This is a genomic window from Streptomyces sp. NPDC029674, from assembly GCF_044903205.1.
Classification (GTDB): domain Bacteria; phylum Actinomycetota; class Actinomycetes; order Streptomycetales; family Streptomycetaceae; genus Streptomyces.
This window is the reverse complement of the sequence record NZ_JBJDPY010000018.1, coordinates 24,376-41,344: the sequence shown is the minus strand read 5'-3', so window position 1 is coordinate 41,344 and position 16,969 is coordinate 24,376. Positions and strand designations below refer to the sequence as shown.

General features: G+C 72.3%; 18 protein-coding genes and 1 pseudogene. 8 read left to right on the top strand and 11 right to left on the bottom strand.

What is annotated here, in order from left to right:
• Positions 1–6 precede the first annotated feature (6 nt).
• From fabG to ACI2L3_RS32880, 3 genes are all read right to left on the bottom strand, one after another.
• A complete protein-coding gene (gene fabG, locus ACI2L3_RS32890; RefSeq protein WP_404756057.1) occupies positions 7–768 on the bottom strand; it encodes a 3-oxoacyl-ACP reductase FabG in 762 nt (253 codons plus the stop codon).
• 174 nt (positions 769–942) lie between these two features.
• A complete protein-coding gene (locus tag ACI2L3_RS32885) occupies positions 943–1,341 on the bottom strand; it encodes a DUF3037 domain-containing protein (protein WP_404756056.1) in 399 nt (132 codons plus the stop codon).
• On the bottom strand, positions 1,338–2,126 hold the full coding sequence (locus tag ACI2L3_RS32880) for a HipA family kinase (protein ID WP_404756055.1): 789 nt from the start codon (positions 2,124–2,126) through the stop codon (positions 1,338–1,340). Before ACI2L3_RS32880 ends, ACI2L3_RS32885 begins: the two co-directional genes overlap by 4 nt.
• A 64-nt stretch (positions 2,127–2,190) precedes the next feature.
• Here ACI2L3_RS32880 and ACI2L3_RS32875 point away from each other — a divergent pair, with 64 nt between their 5' ends.
• Positions 2,191–4,347 (top strand): prolyl oligopeptidase family serine peptidase, encoded by a 2,157-nt coding sequence (locus ACI2L3_RS32875; RefSeq protein WP_404756054.1) that lies wholly within the window; start codon positions 2,191–2,193, stop codon positions 4,345–4,347.
• 53 nt (positions 4,348–4,400) lie between these two features.
• Positions 4,401–4,847, top strand: coding sequence for a Rieske (2Fe-2S) protein (locus ACI2L3_RS32870; protein ID WP_404756053.1), 447 nt, complete (start codon positions 4,401–4,403; stop codon positions 4,845–4,847).
• On the opposite strand, the gene ACI2L3_RS32865 is transcribed toward ACI2L3_RS32870, so the two are convergent.
• Positions 4,844–5,488, bottom strand: a complete 645-nt coding sequence (locus tag ACI2L3_RS32865; protein ID WP_404756052.1) for a cysteine hydrolase — start codon at positions 5,486–5,488, stop codon at positions 4,844–4,846. The genes ACI2L3_RS32870 and ACI2L3_RS32865 overlap by 4 nt on opposite strands.
• A 146-nt stretch (positions 5,489–5,634) precedes the next feature.
• Here ACI2L3_RS32865 and ACI2L3_RS32860 point away from each other — a divergent pair, with 146 nt between their 5' ends.
• Entirely contained in the window at positions 5,635–6,120 is a 486-nt protein-coding gene (locus ACI2L3_RS32860; protein WP_404756051.1) for a pyridoxamine 5'-phosphate oxidase family protein, read from the top strand.
• A gap of 22 nt (positions 6,121–6,142) precedes the next feature.
• Here ACI2L3_RS32860 and ACI2L3_RS32855 read toward each other — a convergent pair whose 3' ends face one another.
• Positions 6,143–7,045, bottom strand: a complete 903-nt coding sequence (locus tag ACI2L3_RS32855) for a LysR family transcriptional regulator (RefSeq protein ID WP_404756050.1) — start codon at positions 7,043–7,045, stop codon at positions 6,143–6,145.
• A gap of 75 nt (positions 7,046–7,120) precedes the next feature.
• Between ACI2L3_RS32855 and ACI2L3_RS32850 the strand changes: the two genes are divergently transcribed.
• A complete protein-coding gene (locus ACI2L3_RS32850) occupies positions 7,121–8,170 on the top strand; it encodes a DMT family transporter (protein WP_404756049.1) in 1,050 nt (349 codons plus the stop codon).
• On the opposite strand, the gene ACI2L3_RS32845 is transcribed toward ACI2L3_RS32850, so the two are convergent.
• Positions 8,161–9,492, bottom strand: coding sequence for an aminotransferase class I/II-fold pyridoxal phosphate-dependent enzyme (locus ACI2L3_RS32845; RefSeq protein WP_404756048.1), 1,332 nt, complete (start codon positions 9,490–9,492; stop codon positions 8,161–8,163). The genes ACI2L3_RS32850 and ACI2L3_RS32845 overlap by 10 nt on opposite strands.
• Before the next feature lie 98 nt (positions 9,493–9,590).
• Between ACI2L3_RS32845 and ACI2L3_RS32840 the strand changes: the two genes are divergently transcribed.
• Positions 9,591–10,319 (top strand): pyridoxamine 5'-phosphate oxidase family protein, encoded by a 729-nt coding sequence (locus ACI2L3_RS32840; protein ID WP_404756047.1) that lies wholly within the window; start codon positions 9,591–9,593, stop codon positions 10,317–10,319.
• Complete coding sequence (locus tag ACI2L3_RS32835; protein ID WP_404756046.1) at positions 10,319–10,996, top strand: FMN-binding negative transcriptional regulator; 678 nt, start codon at positions 10,319–10,321, stop codon at positions 10,994–10,996. Before ACI2L3_RS32840 ends, ACI2L3_RS32835 begins: the two co-directional genes overlap by 1 nt.
• A 39-nt stretch (positions 10,997–11,035) precedes the next feature.
• Here the strand turns inward: ACI2L3_RS32835 and ACI2L3_RS32830 are convergent, their stop codons facing one another.
• The 3 genes and pseudogenes from ACI2L3_RS32830 to ACI2L3_RS32820 all read right to left on the bottom strand — a co-directional run.
• A complete protein-coding gene (locus ACI2L3_RS32830; protein ID WP_404756045.1) occupies positions 11,036–11,968 on the bottom strand; it encodes a DMT family transporter in 933 nt (310 codons plus the stop codon).
• A gap of 269 nt (positions 11,969–12,237) precedes the next feature.
• The gene (locus tag ACI2L3_RS32825; RefSeq protein ID WP_404756144.1) at positions 12,238–13,185 is read right to left on the bottom strand and encodes an EamA family transporter; all 948 of its coding nucleotides are present in this window, start codon (positions 13,183–13,185) and stop codon (positions 12,238–12,240) included.
• Between the two features lie 424 nt (positions 13,186–13,609).
• Positions 13,610–14,113, bottom strand: a pseudogene (locus tag ACI2L3_RS32820) (Clp protease N-terminal domain-containing protein); the annotation flags it as partial.
• A gap of 196 nt (positions 14,114–14,309) precedes the next feature.
• Here ACI2L3_RS32820 and ACI2L3_RS32815 point away from each other — a divergent pair.
• Positions 14,310–14,498 (top strand): hypothetical protein, encoded by a 189-nt coding sequence (locus ACI2L3_RS32815; RefSeq protein WP_404756143.1) that lies wholly within the window; start codon positions 14,310–14,312, stop codon positions 14,496–14,498.
• Between the two features lie 33 nt (positions 14,499–14,531).
• Here ACI2L3_RS32815 and ACI2L3_RS32810 read toward each other — a convergent pair whose 3' ends face one another.
• Positions 14,532–15,377, bottom strand: a complete 846-nt coding sequence (locus tag ACI2L3_RS32810; protein WP_404756044.1) for a putative protein N(5)-glutamine methyltransferase — start codon at positions 15,375–15,377, stop codon at positions 14,532–14,534.
• Positions 15,378–15,673: 296 nt separating this feature from the next.
• Between ACI2L3_RS32810 and ACI2L3_RS32805 the strand changes: the two genes are divergently transcribed.
• A complete protein-coding gene (locus ACI2L3_RS32805) occupies positions 15,674–16,102 on the top strand; it encodes an SRPBCC family protein (RefSeq protein ID WP_404756043.1) in 429 nt (142 codons plus the stop codon).
• A gap of 131 nt (positions 16,103–16,233) precedes the next feature.
• Here ACI2L3_RS32805 and ACI2L3_RS32800 read toward each other — a convergent pair whose 3' ends face one another.
• The gene (locus ACI2L3_RS32800; RefSeq protein ID WP_404756042.1) at positions 16,234–16,896 is read right to left on the bottom strand and encodes a PadR family transcriptional regulator; all 663 of its coding nucleotides are present in this window, start codon (positions 16,894–16,896) and stop codon (positions 16,234–16,236) included.
• Between the last annotated feature and the right edge of the window lie 73 nt (positions 16,897–16,969).

Here is a 16,969-nt window from a genome sequence, read left to right as displayed (position 1 = left end):
TCCGGGTCAGTTGAGCGGGCCGCCGGCGACGTACATGACCTGTCCGGAGACGAAGCCCGCGGCGTCACCCGTGAAGAAGGCGATGGCGTTGGCGATGTCCTCGGGGCGGCCGACGCGCTGGACCGGGATCTGGGTGGCGGCGGCGGCCTGGAACTCCTCGAAGCCCATGCCTACGCGGTCCGCGGTGGCCTTCGTCATCTCGGTGACGATGAAGCCGGGGGCGACGGAGTTGGCGGTGACGCCGAACTTGCCGAGCTCCTTGGCGAGGGTCTTGGTGAAGCCCTGCAGGCCGGCCTTGGCGGCGGCGTAGTTGACCTGGCCGCGGTTGCCGAGCGCGGAGGACGAGGAGAGGTTGACGATGCGGCCGAAGCCCGCGTCCACCATGTGCTTCTGGCAGGCCTTCGACATCAGGAAGGCGCCGCGCAGGTGCACGTTCATGACCGTGTCCCAGTCGCTCGCGCTCATCTTGAAGAGGAGGTTGTCGCGGAGCACACCGGCGTTGTTCACGAGGATCGTCGGCGCACCGAGTTCCTCGGCGATGCGGGCGACGGCGGCCTCGACCTGGGCCTCGTCGGACACGTCGCAGCCGACGGCGAGCGCCTTGCCACCGGCCGCGGTGATCTGCGCGACGGTGTCCTTGCAGGCGGCCTCGTCGAGGTCGATGACGGCCACGGCGCGGCCCTCGGCCGCGAGCCGTACGGCGGTCGCCGCGCCGATGCCTCGCGCTGCACCGGTCACGACGGCGACGCGCTGCTCAGTGGTGGACATGGTGGTTCTCCTCGCCCTTGGGATGCGGCTCTACGGGATGCCGGCTCCACGGTACGCCCCGACAGTGAGCGACCGCTTAGTACCTTCAGCTGGACGAGACGCTAGAAGGCCTGGCACCGGGTGTCAACGGCACGCAGGAGAGCGATGGCGCTTTACCTCACCAGGGGTGGCGATTCACCGCACCAACAGGTCGAGGAGACGGTTCACCTCGGCCTCGGGGTCCGCCGTCAGGCCCGTGTGCACGGGCCCCGGCTGGACCACCGTGGAGCGGGGCGCGATCAGCCAGCGGAAGCGGCGTCCCGGTTCGTCGCGCTCGGCCTGCCCCGCGGCCGCGCCGCCCCGGCAGATCCGCTCGACGGCGCCGAGCGACGCCCGGATGCCGGCCACGTCCGCCGCCGGGTCCAGGGCGAGGAGCTTGGCCTCGTCGAGGTGGGTGCGGGCGGCCACGAAGGACTTGGCGCGGCAGTAGACCACGACGCCCGCGTTGAACTGCTCGCCGCGCTCGATGCGTGGCACGACGCGCACCAGCGCGTACTCGAAGACGTTCCGCACGGGCGCCGTCTGCTCGGTCACTGGGTGGCGTCCTTCGGCTCGGTCACCGGCATGGTGATGCGCTCGTGGATGGTCGCGGCCCGCGGCAGCAGTGCGGCCACGTAGGCCCGCCGCACGTCGTCCGCGCTGTCGAAGCCCGGCTCGTCCGCGAGCCACTCCTCGGGCACCTCGGCCACGACTTCGGTGAGCAGCTCCTCGGTGACGAGGGGGGCGAGCTCGGCGGCGGCCGCCGTCACGTCGGGCCCGTAGGGGGCGAGGACGTGGTCCGAGGCGTCGTAGGGCTTGGCGGCGGCGGTCTGCGCGGTGCGCCAGTTGTGGTGCCAGATCATGCTCGCCCCGTGGTCGATGAGCCACAGGTCGCCGTGCCACAGGAGCAGGTTCGGATTGCGCCAGGACCGGTCCACGTTGTTGATCAGGGCGTCGAACCAGACGACGCGGCCCGCCTCCGCCGCATCCACGTCGTGGGCGAGCGGGTCGAAGCCGAGGGCGCCGGACAGGAACTCCATGCCGAGGTTGAGCCCGCCGCTCGCCTTGAGCAGTGCCTGCACCCGTTCGTCGGGCTCGCCGAGGCCGAGGACCGGATCGAGGCGTACCCCGACGAGCCGCGGCATCCGCAGACCGAGCCTGCGGGCGAGCTCACCGCAGATCACCTCGGCGACGAGCGTCTTGCGCCCCTGTCCCGCGCCGGTGAACTTGATGACGTACGTCCCGTACGTGCCGTGGTCGTCGGCCTCGACGACCCCGGGCAGCGAGCCACCCTCCCGTAGGGGCGTGACGTAGCGGACCGCGGTGACTTCGCTGAGCATTGCCCCAGGTTACTGCCGGTCCCACGCTGTTCGATCACATGGCCCACTGTCTACAGTGCCCCGCATGGACTCCCCTGATCTTCCCCGGCAGTTCGCCCGCACGCGCCGCTTCTCGCTGGGTGTGCCACGCGGCTTCACGGTCTCGCCGGACGGCGAACGGGTGCTGTTCGTGCGGTCCACCGCGGGTGACGATCCGGTGGGCAGGCTCTGGGTGTACGAGGACGGGGCCGAGCGCATGCTGGTCGACCCGTCGGCGCTGGGCGAGACGGGACCGGTGCCCGAGGCGGAACGCATACGCAGGGAGCGGGCGCGGGAAACGTCACAAGGAGTGGTGGCTTTCGCGACCGACCACCACGCGCGCGTGGCCGCCGTCGCGCTGGGCGGCGCGCTCTGGGTGGTGGAGACGGACGGCGGCACACCGCGCCGGATCCGCACGGCGGGCCCGGTGGTCGACCCGCGCCCGTCGCCCGACGGGACCGTCATCGCGTACGTCACCGGGGGCGCCCTGCGCGTCGTCGGCGTCGACGGCACCGGCGACCGGGCGCTCGCGGAGCCCGAGGGCGAGGAGGTCACGTACGGTCTCGCCGATCATGTGGCGGCCGAGTCGATGGGGAGGCAGCGCGGTTTCTGGTGGTCTCCGGAGAGCGACGCGCTGATCGTCGCGCGCGTGGACACCTCGCGGGTGCGGCGCTGGTGGCTGTCCGACCCGGCACGACCCGAGCTGCCGCCCCGCGCGGTGCGTTATCCGGCGGCGGGGACCGCCAACGCCGAGACTTCGCTGCACGTCCTGGGCCTGGACGGGAGGCGGGTCGCGGTGCGCACTCCGGAACGCGCGTCGGAGTACCACCCTGACGGGGAGTGGACGGACAGCGCCTTCGAGTACGTCCCCACGGTGTGCTGGGACGCCCACGGCCCCCTGGTGACGCTGCAGACCCGCGATCAGCGTTCCCTGTACGTGCTGGAGGTTGATCCGGAGACGGGCGACGCGGTGATGGCCGGGCACCGGCGCGACCACGCCTGGCTGGAGTTGATGCCGGGCGCTCCGCTGCGCCTGGCGAGCGGCCGGGTCGTGGCGCACTGGAACGTGCGCGGCGGCACCAGGGGTCTACGAGTCGGCAACACCAGGACGCCGCGCGACCTCCAGGTGCGCGAGGTCCTGGGCGGGGTGGGCGACCGGGTCTGGTTCACCGCCTCGTACGAGCCCACCGAGGTGCACGTCTGGTCATTCGACCACCAGGACGACGAGCCCGACCCCGAGCGCCGTACCGGCACCCTGCGGCAGATCAGTCAGGGGCCCGGAGTGCACACCGCGGCCGTCGGCGGCGACACCGTGGTCCTCGACAGCATGACACCCGAGGGGCACACGGTGACCGTGCTGCGCGGGGGCGAGCCGGTCGGGCGGATCGCGGTGCTCGCCGAGGAGCCGGTGGTGACGCCACGGCCCCGCCATCTCACCCTCGGGAAGCGAGAACTACGGAGTGCGCTGTTTCTCCCCTCCTGGCACGAGCCGGGTGCCGGGAAGCTGCCGGTCCTGCTCTCCCCGTACGCAGGGCCCGGACTGCAACTCGTGGTCCACGCGCGCGCGTGGTGGACGGTCGTGGCGCAGTGGTTCGCGGAGCAGGGCTACGCGGTGCTGATCACGGACGGCCGCGGCACACCCGGTCGCGGCGACGACTGGGAGAAGGCCATTCACGGCGACCAGTTGACACCGGTGCTCGACGACCAGGTGGACGCGCTGCACGCCGCCGCCGAGCGGTTCCCCGACCTCGATCTCGAGCGGGTGGGCATCCGCGGCTGGTCCTTCGGCGGCTACCTCGCGGCGGGCGCGGTGCTGCACCGGCCCGACGTCTTCCGCGCCGCGGCGGCGGGCGCCGCGCCGACGGACCTGCGGCTGTACGACACGCACTGGAAGGAGCGCTATCTCGGCCACCCCGACGTCCTGCCCGAGCAGTACGAGCGCTGCTCGCTGGTCGCGCACGCGCACCGCTTGGAACGGCCGCTGATGCTGGTGCACGGACTCGCGGACGACAACGTCCTGCCCGTGCACATGCTGCGCTTCTCCTCCGCGCTGCTCGCCGCGGGCCGCCCGCACACCGTGCTGCCGCTGCCCGGCGCGAGCCACCTGGTCTCCCAGGAGGAGGTGGCGACGAACCTGCTGCGGCTCGAACTCAATTTCCTGAACGAACACCTCATTGCGCACGGGAAATCCCTGAGCGTTTGAACGCGGTGGGCGGCCGGTCCGTACCACCGGGCATGACGATTTCGCCTCGGGACATGACGGCTTCCGAAGAGACCGTGTCCGCACCCTGCCGCCGCACGGTCGTGGCCACGATCGGCGCCGCGGGCATCGCCGCCGCCCTCACCGCCTGCGGGGCCGGTGACGACAAAGACTCCTCCGACGCGGCGGGTGCGCAGGAGCCGGTGGGCGGGGGCGGGGCCGTGCTGGCCAAGACGTCGGACATCCCCGTGGGCGGCGGCAAGATCTTCAAGGACGAGCAGCTCGTGGTCACCCAGCCCACCGAGGGCGAGTTCAAGGCGTTCTCCAACCGTTGCACCCACAAACAGTGTCCGGTGACGAGCGTCGAGGGCGGCACCGTCAACTGCCCGTGCCACGGCAGCAAGTTCGACATCGCCGACGGCAGCGTGCGGGGCGGCCCCGCGCCCAAGCCCCTGCCGGCGGCGGAGATCAGCGTGGCGGACGGCTCGATCAAGCTGCTCTAACCCGCGCGGCCCGGCCGCTTCCAGGCGCCGAGCACATCCTGCGTGGTCGTGACGGTGGCGACCAGCGCGAGGGTGTGGCGGACCATGGCGGGCGTGTAGTCGGAGGGGACGCCGGCGACGGCGTCGGCGGGCACGACGGCGGTGTAGCCGAGGTTGACGGCGTCGAAGACGGCGTTCGGTATCGCGACGTTGGCCGAGACGCCGGTGATCAGCAGGGTGCGGCAGCCGAGGTTGCGCAGCAGGGGGTCCACGTCGGTGCCCGCGATGGGTGACAGACCGTGCAGGCGGCGTACGACGAAGTCCTCGTCGGCCACCTCGATCGGCGGCGCGATCCGCACGGCCGCGGTGCCCGAGATCTGCTGTACGGGCAGCCGCTCGGCGGCCCGGAAGAGACGCGCGTTGTGGTTGGCCCCGCGCCCGTCGGGCCGCCGTTCGGCGACCGCGTGCAGGACCTGGACCCCGCTCTGGTGGGCCGCGGACACCAGCCGGGCGACGTTGGCGAGGGCGCCCGACTTCCGTGCTTCGGTGGCGAGTTCGGGCAGGGCACTCTCGGTGCCGACGACGCCCTGCTGGCACTCGACGGTCAGCAGGACGGTGGTGGCGGGGTCGAGGAGTTCCCTGAGCTGTTCGTACGACGGCATGGCTTCCCCTTGTCGCGGACGTCCGGGACACCGGCCGGGCGAGGCTAACGGCCATTGCGCCACGAAGGAAGAGCCCTCATTCTTGGCCTCCTCTCGTTTCTGATGCAGCATCAGGCGGTGGTGGTGCGCCGCGGGTTGGAGGACACATGGCCGTCACGCAGCGCCGGGGCCGCAGGATCATGATGACGCCGGACGAGCTCGACGCGTTTCTCGCCACGGAGCGCACGTGCCGGGTGGCGACCGTTTCCCGGGACGGCGCCCCGCACGCCAGCACGCTCTGGTTCGCCTGGGACGGCACGTCACTGTGGCTGTACTCGGTCGTTCGCAGCAAGCGCTGGACCGACCTGCGCAGAGACCCGCGGATCGCCGTGGTGGTCGACGCCGGGGAGGAGTACGGGGAGCTGCGCGGCGTGGAGCTGTCGGGCACCGTCGAGTTCGTCGGCGAGTCCCCGCGCACGGGCGAACCGTGTCCGGAACTCGCCGCCCCCGAGCGGATGTTCGCCCAGAAGCTCTTCGGCCTGCCCGAAATGCCGCACGACGGCCGCCACGCCTGGGCACGCCTGACGCCGGACGCCATCGCGTCCTGGGACTTCCGCAAGCTGGGCGCGCCGGGGCGGGCGGAGACGCGCTGAACCGGCCGGATCGGGAGTGCCCCTACCGAAGCCCCGCCCCCGCCACCCGCAACGCCTCCGCCGCCGCCCTGATCGACGGGCGGCGGTCCGCGTCCGCTCGCCACACCACGTACACGTGCCGCCGCACGCGCTGCCGTACCGGAACCGTCCGCACCCCCGCAGGCATCGGGTCGCGGCCCAGCTGTGGAGCCACGCACACGCCGAGGCCGGCCGCGACCAGCGCGAGCTGGGTGTGGTGCTCCTCGGCGCGGTGTGCGATGCGCGGCTCGACGCCCTTGCCGCGCAGCGTGAACATCAGCCACTCATGGCAGAACTCGCCCTCCGCCCAGGTGATCCACTCGTCGGTCGCGAACTCCTCCAGGTCCACTTCGGCGCGGTCCGCGAGGGGATGCGCCGCGGGCATCGCGATGTCGGCGGGGTCATCGAGGAGGGGGACCTTGACCAGGCCGTCCGGGATCGGCAACGGTTTGTTGTACCAGTCGAGGACGACCGCCATGTCGATGTCACCGCGCACCACGGCCGCGACGGCCGGCGTCGGTTCCATCTCCTGGCAGCCCACCCGCAGCCCGGGATGCTCGGCGCGGAGCGCGGTCAGCGTCGCGGGCAGCAGGCCGCGCACGGCCGTGGGGAACGCGGCGATCCGCAGCTCGCCGACCGCCTTGCCGCGCTGTTCCTCCAGGTCGGCCTGGGCGAGCTCGACCTGCGAGAGGATCCGCGCGGCGTGCTCGGCGAGCAGCCGCCCGGCGTCGGTCAGCCGCACGCCCCTGCCGTTCTTGGCGAGGAGCTGCTGGCCCACCTCGCGCTCCAGCTTCGTCATCTGCTGCGAGACCGCCGAGGTCGTGACGTGCAGGCCCGCGGCCGCTCCGCTCACGGAGCCGTGCCGGGCGAGGGCATCGAGCGTACGCAGACGCTCCAGGTTCAACATGTAAGCGATGCTACGCGATACAGCGCACGAAATCTCGCTTGTGCTACGAGATCGCCGGGGTCCATCGTGAGACGCATGAGCACCGCGCCCCCGCCGTCCCGGTCAGCCACCGCCCTCACGCCTACCGCCCAGGCATCTACCGCCGACGCCCCGGCCTCCTCCGCCCGGCTCGCGCGCCCCGCCCTCGACTGGCGCATCCGCTTCGGCATCCTGTCGCTGATCTGGGGCTTCAGCTTCCTGCTGATCAAGGTGGGCACGGACGGGTACGCCCCGTTCCAAGTCACCCTGGGCAGGCTCGTGTTCGGTACGGCGGTGATCGCCGCCGTGCTCGTGGTGAAGCGGGAGCGGCTGCCGCGCGGGGCGCGGACCTGGCTCCATCTGACGGTGGCGGCCTTCCTGCTCAACGCCCTGCCGTTCTCGCTCTTCGCGTACGCGGAGCTGACGATCCCGTCGACACTCGCCGGGATCTGCAACGCGACGTCACCGCTGTGGGGCATGGCCCTCTCCCTGGTCGCGCTCTCCGAGGACCGGCCGACCCGGCGCCGCGTCGCGGGCCTCGGCATCGGCTTCTTCGGAGTGCTCACCGTGCTCGGCGCGTGGCAGGGCTTCAGCGGCCTCGACCTCGGCGGCACCGCGATGGCGCTGCTCGCCTCGCTCAGCTATCCGATCGGCTGGATCTACGTGCGCCGGACGCTTGCCGGGTCCGGGCACTCGAACCTCTCCCTGTCCGGCGCGCAGTTGCTCGTCGCGACGGCCGAACTGGCCATAGTGACCCCGATGTTCACCTCGCTGCCGACCCACTTCCCCGTCGTGCCACTGCTCGCCGTCGTGGCACTCGGTGCCCTCGGCACCGGGCTCGCCTTCCTGCTGCAGTACGCGCTGGTCGCCGAGGTCGGCCCGACGACGGCCCAGATGGTCACGTACTTCATCCCGGTCATCGCGACGGCCGCGGGCGTCGCGGTGCTCGGCGAGTCCCTGAGCTGGTCGACGCCCGTCGGCGCGATGATCGTCCTGGCGGGCGCCGCACTCACGCAGTCCAGGCCGCGCGCCCGGTCCAAGTCGGTCATCCTCTCCAGGCCACGCACCGCGACGCCCCCCGAAGCGCGTCCGCCCCGTCAGTCGTAACGCCGCGCGGGAGCAGGCCCGGTGGCGGCGGCGACGGCGTCCGCCACCGCCACGATGTCCTCGTCATCGAGCCCCGACACGGTGATCCGCACCGCGGGCGGCGTGTTCAGCCGGAACCTCGCCCCCGGGGCCACCGCCCACCCCGCGTGCAGCAGCCGCGCGACCGCCCCGGTCTCGTCGGGCACGGGCACCCACGCGTTCATGCCGCTGCGCCCGTACGCGGTCACGCCCCGCTCGGCGAGCGCCGCGATCAGCGCGTCCCGCCGCCGGTCGTAGGACGCGGCGACCACGCGCGCGTCGACCGCGTCGGCTGCCCAGAGCTGCGCGACGGCGCGTTGCAGCAGCCGGCTCACCCAGCCGGGCCCGAGCCGCTGGCGCCCCTGGAGCCGGTCGACGGTGACGGGGTCGCCGGTGAGCACGGCGAGCCGCAGGTCGGGGCCGTACGCCTTGGCGGTGGAGCGGGTCAGCGCCCAGCTGCGGGTCGCCCCGGCCAGCGGGTGCAGCGGCAGGTCGACGATGCCGTGGCCGTGGTCGTCCTCGATGAGCAGCACGTCCGGGTGCGCGGCGAACACCTGGCGCAGGGCACGCGCGCGTGGAGCGGTGACAGCCGCACCTGTGGGGTTCTGCGCGCGGTCCGTCACGACGGCCGCCCGCGCTCCGGACGCCAGCGCCCGCTCCACGTCGGCGGGCAGCGGCCCCTCGTCGTCCACGCCCACCGGAACCGCGCGCAGCCCCAGGGCGGAGACGAGGTCCAGCAGGCTGCCCCAGCCCGGGTCCTCCAGGGCGACCCCGTCGCCGGGCTTCAGGTGGGCGGCGAGCACGCGCTCGATGGCGTCGAGCGACCCGGAGGTGACGGCGAGGGGACCCCGGGGAACGCCGTCGGCATCGAAGGCCACGCGCGCGTGGCGTTCGAGTTCCGGGTCGACGGCACCCTCTCCGTAGAGGACGGGCCGCTCGTCGTTCTGCGCCGCGGCCGCCGCGAAGGCCTCGGAGAGCGCCGGCAGGAGCTTGGGGTCCGGGTTGCCCTTGGAGACGTTCCGTACGCCGGGCGGCGCGTCCACCCGGATCAGCTCGCGTGCGGTGGTCGCGGGTTTCGGGCGGACGCGACTGCCGCGCCGGCCCGCCGTCTCGATGACGCCACGTTCACGCAGCGTGCGATAGGCGGCCGCCACGGTATTGGGGTTCACCCCGAGGCGGGCCGCCAACTCCCGCATGGGAGGCAGCAGTTGTCCCGGTTCGAGGCCGCCGTCACCCACGGCCCGCTCCACGCTGGCCGCAATGTCAGCTGCGCGCCGGCCTTCGATCCGATACTCTCCTAGCACAAAGCAGATTATGCGCTAGTGCAATAGCTTTCGCAAGCCGCAGAGCAGAGCAGTCACCGAGCACAGCAGTTACAGAGCAGAGCAGTACAGGGAGAGCCATGCAGACGACGCCGAGCACCACCGACACCGCCTCGCCGGACAGCGCCGCCTACACACCGACCGACCGCACGATTCCCACCCGCTCCCGTGAGCGCGCTTCGTACGACCACGAGTCGGTGCACGCGATACTCGACGAGGCCTACGTCTGCCATCTCGGATTCGTCCGCGACGGCGCCCCCGTCGTGCTGCCGACGCTCTACGGAAGGGTGGGCGACCGCCTGTACGTGCACGGTTCGACGGGGTCCCGGCCGCTGCGCATGGCGGGCGCCTCCCCGGAGAAGGCCACGGAGGAGACCAGGGAGGAGGACCCGGGTCTGGAGGTGTGCCTGACCGTCACCCACGTCGACGGCCTGGTCCTGGCCCGCTCGGCCTTCCACCACTCGATCAACTACCGCTCCGTCGTGGTCCACGGCACCGCCCGCCAGGTCACCGACCCGGAGGAGAAGCGCGTCGCACTGGACGCGTTGGTCGACCACGTCGTACCGGGCCGCACCGCCGACTCGCGGCCCGCCAACGCCAAGGAGCTCGCGGCGACCGCCGTCCTGCGCCTCGACCTGAACGAGGTGTCGGCGAAGGCGCGCACCGGCGGCCCGAACGACGAGCCGGAGGACATGGACCTGCCCCACTGGGCGGGCGTCGTCCCGCTCCGGAAGGGTTACGACGCCCTGATCCCCTCCGCCGACCTCGCACCCGGCATCGAGGTCCCCGGCTACCTGGCCGGCCTGTGATGCTGATCCACCCCTGGGATGCCGCCCGTACCGACACCGAGTGGCAAGAGTGGCTCGCCACCCACGACTTCGGGCAGCTCGCCGTGAACGGCCTGCCGGGCGAGCCGCCTCATGTCCAGCCGGTCCACTTCGTGTACGAAGCCGAGCGCGCCTCACCTCACGCACCCGGCACGCACGGGACGCCCGGCGCGTACGGCCGGGTCCTCACCCACCTGGCGCGCCCCAACCCTCTGTGGCACGCCCTGGAGGCCGACCCCGTGGTGCTGCTGAGCGTGGTCGACGACTACGTGTACGTGCCGGGGCCCTGGCAGGCCGCCCCGGACACCCCGGCCGAGCACGGCGTGCCGACCAGCTTCTACGCCGCCGTCCAGCTCCGCTGCACCGCCCGCGTCGTCGACGACCCCGAGGAGAAGGCCGACATCCTGAACCGGCAGGTCGGCCACTTCCAGCCGGAGGGCGGTTCCGCACGGGCGGCGGTGGGCGAGGCACCGTACGGCCGCATGCTCTCCGGCATCCGCGCGCTCTGCCTCGAAGTGACGGACGTACGGGCGAAGTTCAAGTACGCGAGCCACAAGCCGGCCGAGGTGCAGGACCGCATCGCCGCGGGCCTCGCCGAGCGGCGGGGGCCGGGCGACGCGGCCGCCCGCGCGCACCAGGCACGCCGCCGCGAGACCTGATCCGCCGGACGGAACGGGGTGGGGCGGTGGCGGAACCGGCTATACCGGCGCCAGTTCACGCCGTTCCGCCGCCACGCCCCGCGCCTCCGTGACCGCGAGGCCCGTCACCGCGGCCAGCATCAACGCCGTGCCGAGCACGGTCGCCACCGTCAGCGCCTCACCGAGCAGTACGACCGCGATGACCGCGGCGCCCACCGGTTCGAGCAGCATGATCACGGAGACGGTGGCGGACCGTACGACGGCCGCCCCGGCGAAGTACAGCCCGTACGCGACCGCTGTCGGCACGGCGGCGATGTAGAGCAGGCACATACCCACGCGCGCGGGTTCGGCGGTGTGCGGCACCAGGCCCTCCACCGCGGCGAGCGGCAGGAGGCAGACCGAGACGACGGCGAACGCCCAGACCGTGGTGTCGGCCGAGTCGGCGCCGCCGCCCCGGCCCCACCGGCGCGTGAGCAGCGTCATGACGGCATACGCGGCCGCGGAGACGAGCCCCCAGCCGACCCCCGCGGGCCGCACGGTCGCGCCACCACCGCCGTCACCGCCGAGGACGAGTACCGCAAGGCCTCCGAGGGCGCCCGCGACGGCGACCACACCGCCGCGCCCGAGCCGCTCGTTCAGGGTCAGCCGCGCGCCGAGCGCGATGAGGACGGGCCCCGAGCCCATGGTGACGACGGTGCCGACCGCGAGGCCGGTCGCCTCGACGGAGGCGAAGTAGGCGGTCTGGAACACCGCGAGGGCCACGCCCGTCACGACGATCCGCCGTACCCTCCTTACCCGCCGCGCCCGGCGTGGCCGCACCAGACGGGCGGCGAACAGCAGCACGAAGCCGCCCACGCACCGCCAGAAGGAGAGGCCGACCGGCCCCATGTCACTGGCATCGAAGACCAGCGCGGCGGCGGCACCCGCGGTGCCCCAGGCCGTCCCGGCGACGATCAGATAGAAGAGGCCTCGCCCGACGGGCAGACCCGCCACAGCATGTGCCCCGACGGCGTCCGAAAGAACAGCCGCACTGGACGTACTCGTACCCGTACACGTACCCGTACTCGTATTTGTGGTCGTGCTCGTGCTCGTGCTCGACATGTTCGACACGTGAGTTCTCCGCAGCAGAGAGGGATGACTGGCTCCGTCTGCGGGCAGCACCGTTCCGCGCCCGGCCACTGGCTCGGGCGTGATCCGTCAGTGCCCCGCGCTAAGCGGCGGGGGGCGGAAGAACGAGTGCGCGTGAATGCATGATCCGCACCCTAGGACCGGCGCCCGCTGTGCGACAACTGCGTTTCGGATGCCGGGATCTCCGTCGGCGCGGCGGACTCGGCCGGCGCCGACGACTGGGCGATGAACGCGCCCACGAGCACGACCGCGCCTCCGACGACCTGCGGCGCCGAGAGGTGTTCGCCCAGGACGACCCAGGCCAGGGCGGTCGCGATGACCGCTTCGAGGCAGGCCACGACGCCCGCCACCTGGGGCGAGAGCCTGCGCACGGACAGGACGCCGGTGACGTAGGCGACGACCGTCGCGATGAGCACGATCCAGGCGAGCAGCGCCCACGCAGGCACGGCCGAGCCGTCCAGGTCCGCGTCGCCCGCGAGCACCGACCAGTCCATGCCCCACGGCCGCGCGACGACGGTCAGCACGGCGGTGCCCACGAGCAGGCCGTACGCGATGACGCCGAGCGGGTCGGGGGCGTCGTCGCCCGCGTCGCTGCCCTGGTCGGACAGGACGAAGTAGCCGACCTGGCAGCAGGCGGCGCCGAGCGCGAGAAGGAGTCCGACGGCGTCGAAGCTCAGCCCCGCCCACACCTCGACGACGCAGGCGAGGCCGCCCACGGCGAGGACCACACCGAGCGCGGCGGCCCGTGTCACCGGCCGCCGCTGCACGAAGCGGACCCAGCCGAGCACGAGCGCGGGCGCGAGATACTCGATCAGCAGCGCGACGCCCACGGGGATGCGGGAGAGCGCGGCGAAGTAGCAGGCCTGGACGCCCGCGACGGCGAGGAGACCGAATCCGGCGAGCAGCGCGGGCCTGCTCCGCAGCAGTCCACGGTGGCGCCAGGCGACGGGCAGCATCACGAGGGCGGCTCCCGCCACCCGCAGCCACACCACGTGCAGCGGGTCGAGCCCCGCTTCGATGAGCGGTTTCGCCGCGACGCCGGAACCGCCGAAGGCGATCGCCGAGATCAGGGCGAGGCCCAGCCCGACGCTCCTGCCGCTGTTCCCCGGGCCGGCCTTGTCCCCCCGGTTTCCCGGAGCTCCACGGCCCGCCCGGCTCTCCTGTATCCCCTCAGACGCTTGCACCGGCACATCATGGCAGGCGACGTCAGGAGCGTCACCCCTTCAGACCCCTGTCTCAATCGGCGGACGCAGTGCCGCTACCCAGGGCCTTCCCGGCGCCGGCTGGGGGATCCCTTCGGGGGACCCGTGCTCAGCAGTCGGGGCCCTGCCCTCCGGCGCTGCCGTGACCGGCGCCGTATCCATGCCCGGCTTCGTCACCATGCCCGGTGCCGTAACCACGACCCGCGACATATCCATGACCCGCCACGTATCCATGGCCTGCGGCGTCTCCGTGCCCCGCGACATACCCGTGACCACCGCCCGCGTGCTGCCTGCACCCCGCCTCGATGCGTCGCAGCAGCGCCGGGACGTCGACATGCGCCCGCCCGAGAACCTCGACCGCCCGGCAGTCCGCGTCGGTGACCAGGCCCGCGAGCAGGTCGATGCCGAGGGCCCGCGCGTCCCCGCGCCGCGCGGCGCGTTCCAGGGCCACGTCCATCGCGGTGGTGGCGGCCGGCGACCAGCCGGTCTCCTTCACCGGCGTCACCACCGGCACGGCTCCGGAGTCCTCGACGGTGCCCTGCCACTGCAAGCCGTAGCCGATGCTGCGCTGCACGAGGTAGCCGAGCACCCGCACGGCCTGCGCACCGCTCTCGAAGACGGATCGCACCTCGGGGTCGGTCTCCAGGAGGGAGTGCAGCAGGTGCGCGGTGTCTATCTGCCGATCCCCGTCGCGGACGGCCCGGCGGCGCGCACCGGCGATCACCGACGCCAGTTCCGCGCTGAGTCCGGAGTCGAGTTCTGCTCGGGTCGGGCCGGGCTCGGCGCCCGGCGGGGTACGGCTTTGCACATCTCCCACCACATCAACCCCCAGGGGCATATGCATCGGCGGCGGGAAGCATCTTGGCGTCCGACACAGGTTGGGGAAGCATGCGTTGGTTGTCCTCCTTACGGATGAGATCCGCCCGGCCCGCGCGGAGACGCGCGCGCCGCCTTGCTCACTGCCGGGCGCGCAACCATGAGAGGGCTTGAGCAGTCCCACAGATATGGAGAGCAGGAGTTGGATGGTCGCCCTGCCGGCCGTCGACGGCAGGCAGTACGTGTACCGGGTGTACGCACCTGACGACGCGCTGCCCGCCGACCTGTTCTGGGAGGCGTGGCACTGCCACGACGAGGGTCCCTTCCCCAGGGCGTCGGACCTGTTTGACGCGGCGGAGATACGACAGGTGGGGTGAGGCCGGCCAGAGGTCCGGCTCACCCCTCAGCCGTCACACCACCCCGACGCCCCCTGCCCTCCCACCTTCCCGCCCCTCCCACGTCCCGATCACGACCGTGGCGTACATCGTCTCGTCGCTGACCACCCGCGCCGCCAGGCCCGCCCGCTCGACGGCGGCGACAGCCGAGGTCACCTGCCTCTCGCTCGTCTCGAAGAGCAGGTGACCGCCCGGCGCCAGCCACCCGGGCGCGGCCTCGGTCACCCGGCGCAGCACGTCGAGCCCGTCGGCGCCGCCGTCGAGCGCCACCCGCGCCTCGTGGACGCGGGCCTCGGCGGGCAGCAGGCCGACCTCTTCGGTAGGTACATAGGGGACGTTGGCGAGGAGGAGGCCGACGCGGCCGCGGAGCGTGCCGGGCAGCGCGTCGTAGAGGTCGCCTTCGTAGACCTCGCCTCCGACGGCAGTGACGTTGCGGCGGGCGCAGCGGACCGCCGCCGGGTCGATGTCGGCGGCGTGCAGTTCCACCCGGTCGAGGTCCGCGGCGAGCGCGGCCCCGAGCGCCCCCGACCCGCAGCACAGATCGACGACGACGGCTTCGCGCCCGGCGAGCGCGGCGGCCTGCCCGACGAGGAACTCGGTGCGGCGGCGCGGCACGAAGACACCCGGGTCCACGGCGACGCGCAGACCGCGGAACTCGGCCCAGCCCAGCACGTGTTCGAGCGGCAGCCCGCCGACGCGACGCTCGACCATATCGGCCACTTCGGCGGGGGTGCGCGCGGTGGAAAGAATCAACTCCGCCTCGTCCTCGGCGAAGACGCAGCCCGCGACGCGCAAGGCGTCGACGACGGAGGAACGGTGTGATGCGGAGAAAGTTGAGATCGACACACTTGAGATCGACATACTGCTGAAAACCTTTCGGGATCCCGATGGGGCTCCCTCGGGTCACCTATGCCGGGTGAACCGCGCGGTCGCGAAGGGGGAGCACCCGACCTGCCACTGCGGTAATGGGTCTCACCTCCAAAGCGCGCTGCCTGCGTCTGTCACAGGGCACGGGAACAGTACCCCACTCCCCCATAAGGGGCACAGCCCGACCGTACCTGACGGTTCATCAGTATTGAATGTTCCGACCCCGGCGGCTACGTTCCGCGACACCGCAGCTGCGGCCGTCGCAGCGCCCGACGGGAAGAGGTGGCCGCATGGCCGAAGTCAGCGCGGAGGCACGGATGGAGGCGCCCGTCGAGAAGGTCTGGGCCCGGCTCACCGACTTCTCCTCGTACGGCGAATGGAACACCACGCACACGAGCTTCCCGCAGGGCGGCCCCACCACCCTGGAAGTGGGCGGCACCTTCCTGGAGAACATGAAGCTGATGGGCTTCCCCGCCGAGGTCAACTGGACCATCGAGGAGCTGGAGACCGCCCGCACCCTGGCCATCGCGGGCAAGGGCCCGATGGGCGTCCACGTGGGCACCCGTTACTCCCTCGCTCCCGAGGGGTCCGCGACGGTGGTCCGCATAGAAGGGGAGTTCACCGGCGCCGCGGTGTCCCTGATGGCGGGGAAGCTGAAGGACTCGGCGACCGCCGCTCTCAACGAGTCGCTGCGCAAGCTGGACGGCCTGGTGACCTGACGCGACAACCGACCGGCCAGCCCATGCGCACGCCGCACGACGAACGAGGCACGCCGCACAACGAACGAGGCGCCCCACACCATGCGTGCGGGGCGCCTCATCTGTGACGGGGGCCGGCGGCCCCCATCACCTCAGTCCTCATCGGCGAGGATCAGGTACATCTTCTTGCGGGCGTCGTTGATGACCGTGAGCGCCTTGTCGCGCTGCTCCTTGCTGCCGGTCTTCCAGACCTGGCCGAACGCCTCCATCAGACCGAACCCGGCCTGCCGGATCTCGTTCAGCGTCTCCCAGTCGACCCCGCGTCCGGCCTCTTCCCAAGGCGCCTCGGGGCCCTCACCGGCGGCCTCGCGGCCGTCGTCGGTGAGCGAGAAGAGCTTCTTGCCGCCCTCGCTCGCACTGCTGATCAGGCCCTCGTCCTCCAGCAGCTGCAGGGTCGGGTAGACCGAACCGGGGCTCGGCTTCCACGCCCCGCCGCTGCGCTCGGCGATCTCCTGGATCATCTCGTAGCCGTGCATGGGCCGGTCCTTCAGGAGGGCCAGGATCGACGCGCGTACGTCACCGCGCCGGGCCCTGCCACGCGGACCGCCACGCCCGCCACGGCCACCGCCCCAAGGGCCACCGGGCCCACCGAAGCCGGGACCGAACGGGCCGAACGCGCCGCGCCGCCCTTCGAAGCCCCCGAAGCCGCCGAACCCTTCGCGGCCCTCGCGGCCCTCGGGACCGCCGCGGCGGCCATGCCCGTGGCTGTGTCCGTGTCCGCGCCCGTGCTCGTGTTCAAAACCATGGGAACGCATGGCGATCACTCCTTGTCACTTCTCGTCACTTCTCGATACATCACTTGCCTTTGATCAGTCGCGAACCTGTCGC

Excerpts from the sequence above, each read along its gene's own strand:
- ACI2L3_RS32815 (WP_404756143.1), top strand. The coding sequence starts at position 14,310 with ATGGAGAGCAGGAGTTGGATGGTCGCCCTGCCGGCCGTCGACGGCAGG.
- ACI2L3_RS32875 (WP_404756054.1), top strand. The coding sequence starts at position 2,191 with ATGGACTCCCCTGATCTTCCCCGGCAGTTCGCCCGCACGCGCCGCTTC.
- fabG (WP_404756057.1), bottom strand. The coding sequence starts at position 768 with ATGTCCACCACTGAGCAGCGCGTCGCCGTCGTGACCGGTGCAGCGCGA.
- ACI2L3_RS32805 (WP_404756043.1), top strand. The coding sequence starts at position 15,674 with ATGGCCGAAGTCAGCGCGGAGGCACGGATGGAGGCGCCCGTCGAGAAG.
- ACI2L3_RS32860 (WP_404756051.1), top strand. The coding sequence starts at position 5,635 with ATGGCCGTCACGCAGCGCCGGGGCCGCAGGATCATGATGACGCCGGAC.
- ACI2L3_RS32850 (WP_404756049.1), top strand. The coding sequence starts at position 7,121 with ATGAGCACCGCGCCCCCGCCGTCCCGGTCAGCCACCGCCCTCACGCCT.
- ACI2L3_RS32800 (WP_404756042.1), bottom strand. The coding sequence starts at position 16,896 with ATGCGTTCCCATGGTTTTGAACACGAGCACGGGCGCGGACACGGACAC.
- ACI2L3_RS32835 (WP_404756046.1), top strand. The coding sequence starts at position 10,319 with ATGCTGATCCACCCCTGGGATGCCGCCCGTACCGACACCGAGTGGCAA.
- ACI2L3_RS32880 (WP_404756055.1), bottom strand. The coding sequence starts at position 2,126 with ATGCTCAGCGAAGTCACCGCGGTCCGCTACGTCACGCCCCTACGGGAG.
- ACI2L3_RS32855 (WP_404756050.1), bottom strand. The coding sequence starts at position 7,045 with ATGTTGAACCTGGAGCGTCTGCGTACGCTCGATGCCCTCGCCCGGCAC.
- ACI2L3_RS32870 (WP_404756053.1), top strand. The coding sequence starts at position 4,401 with ATGACGGCTTCCGAAGAGACCGTGTCCGCACCCTGCCGCCGCACGGTC.
- ACI2L3_RS32865 (WP_404756052.1), bottom strand. The coding sequence starts at position 5,488 with ATGCCGTCGTACGAACAGCTCAGGGAACTCCTCGACCCCGCCACCACC.
- ACI2L3_RS32810 (WP_404756044.1), bottom strand. The coding sequence starts at position 15,377 with ATGTCGATCTCAAGTGTGTCGATCTCAACTTTCTCCGCATCACACCGT.
- ACI2L3_RS32840 (WP_404756047.1), top strand. The coding sequence starts at position 9,591 with ATGCAGACGACGCCGAGCACCACCGACACCGCCTCGCCGGACAGCGCC.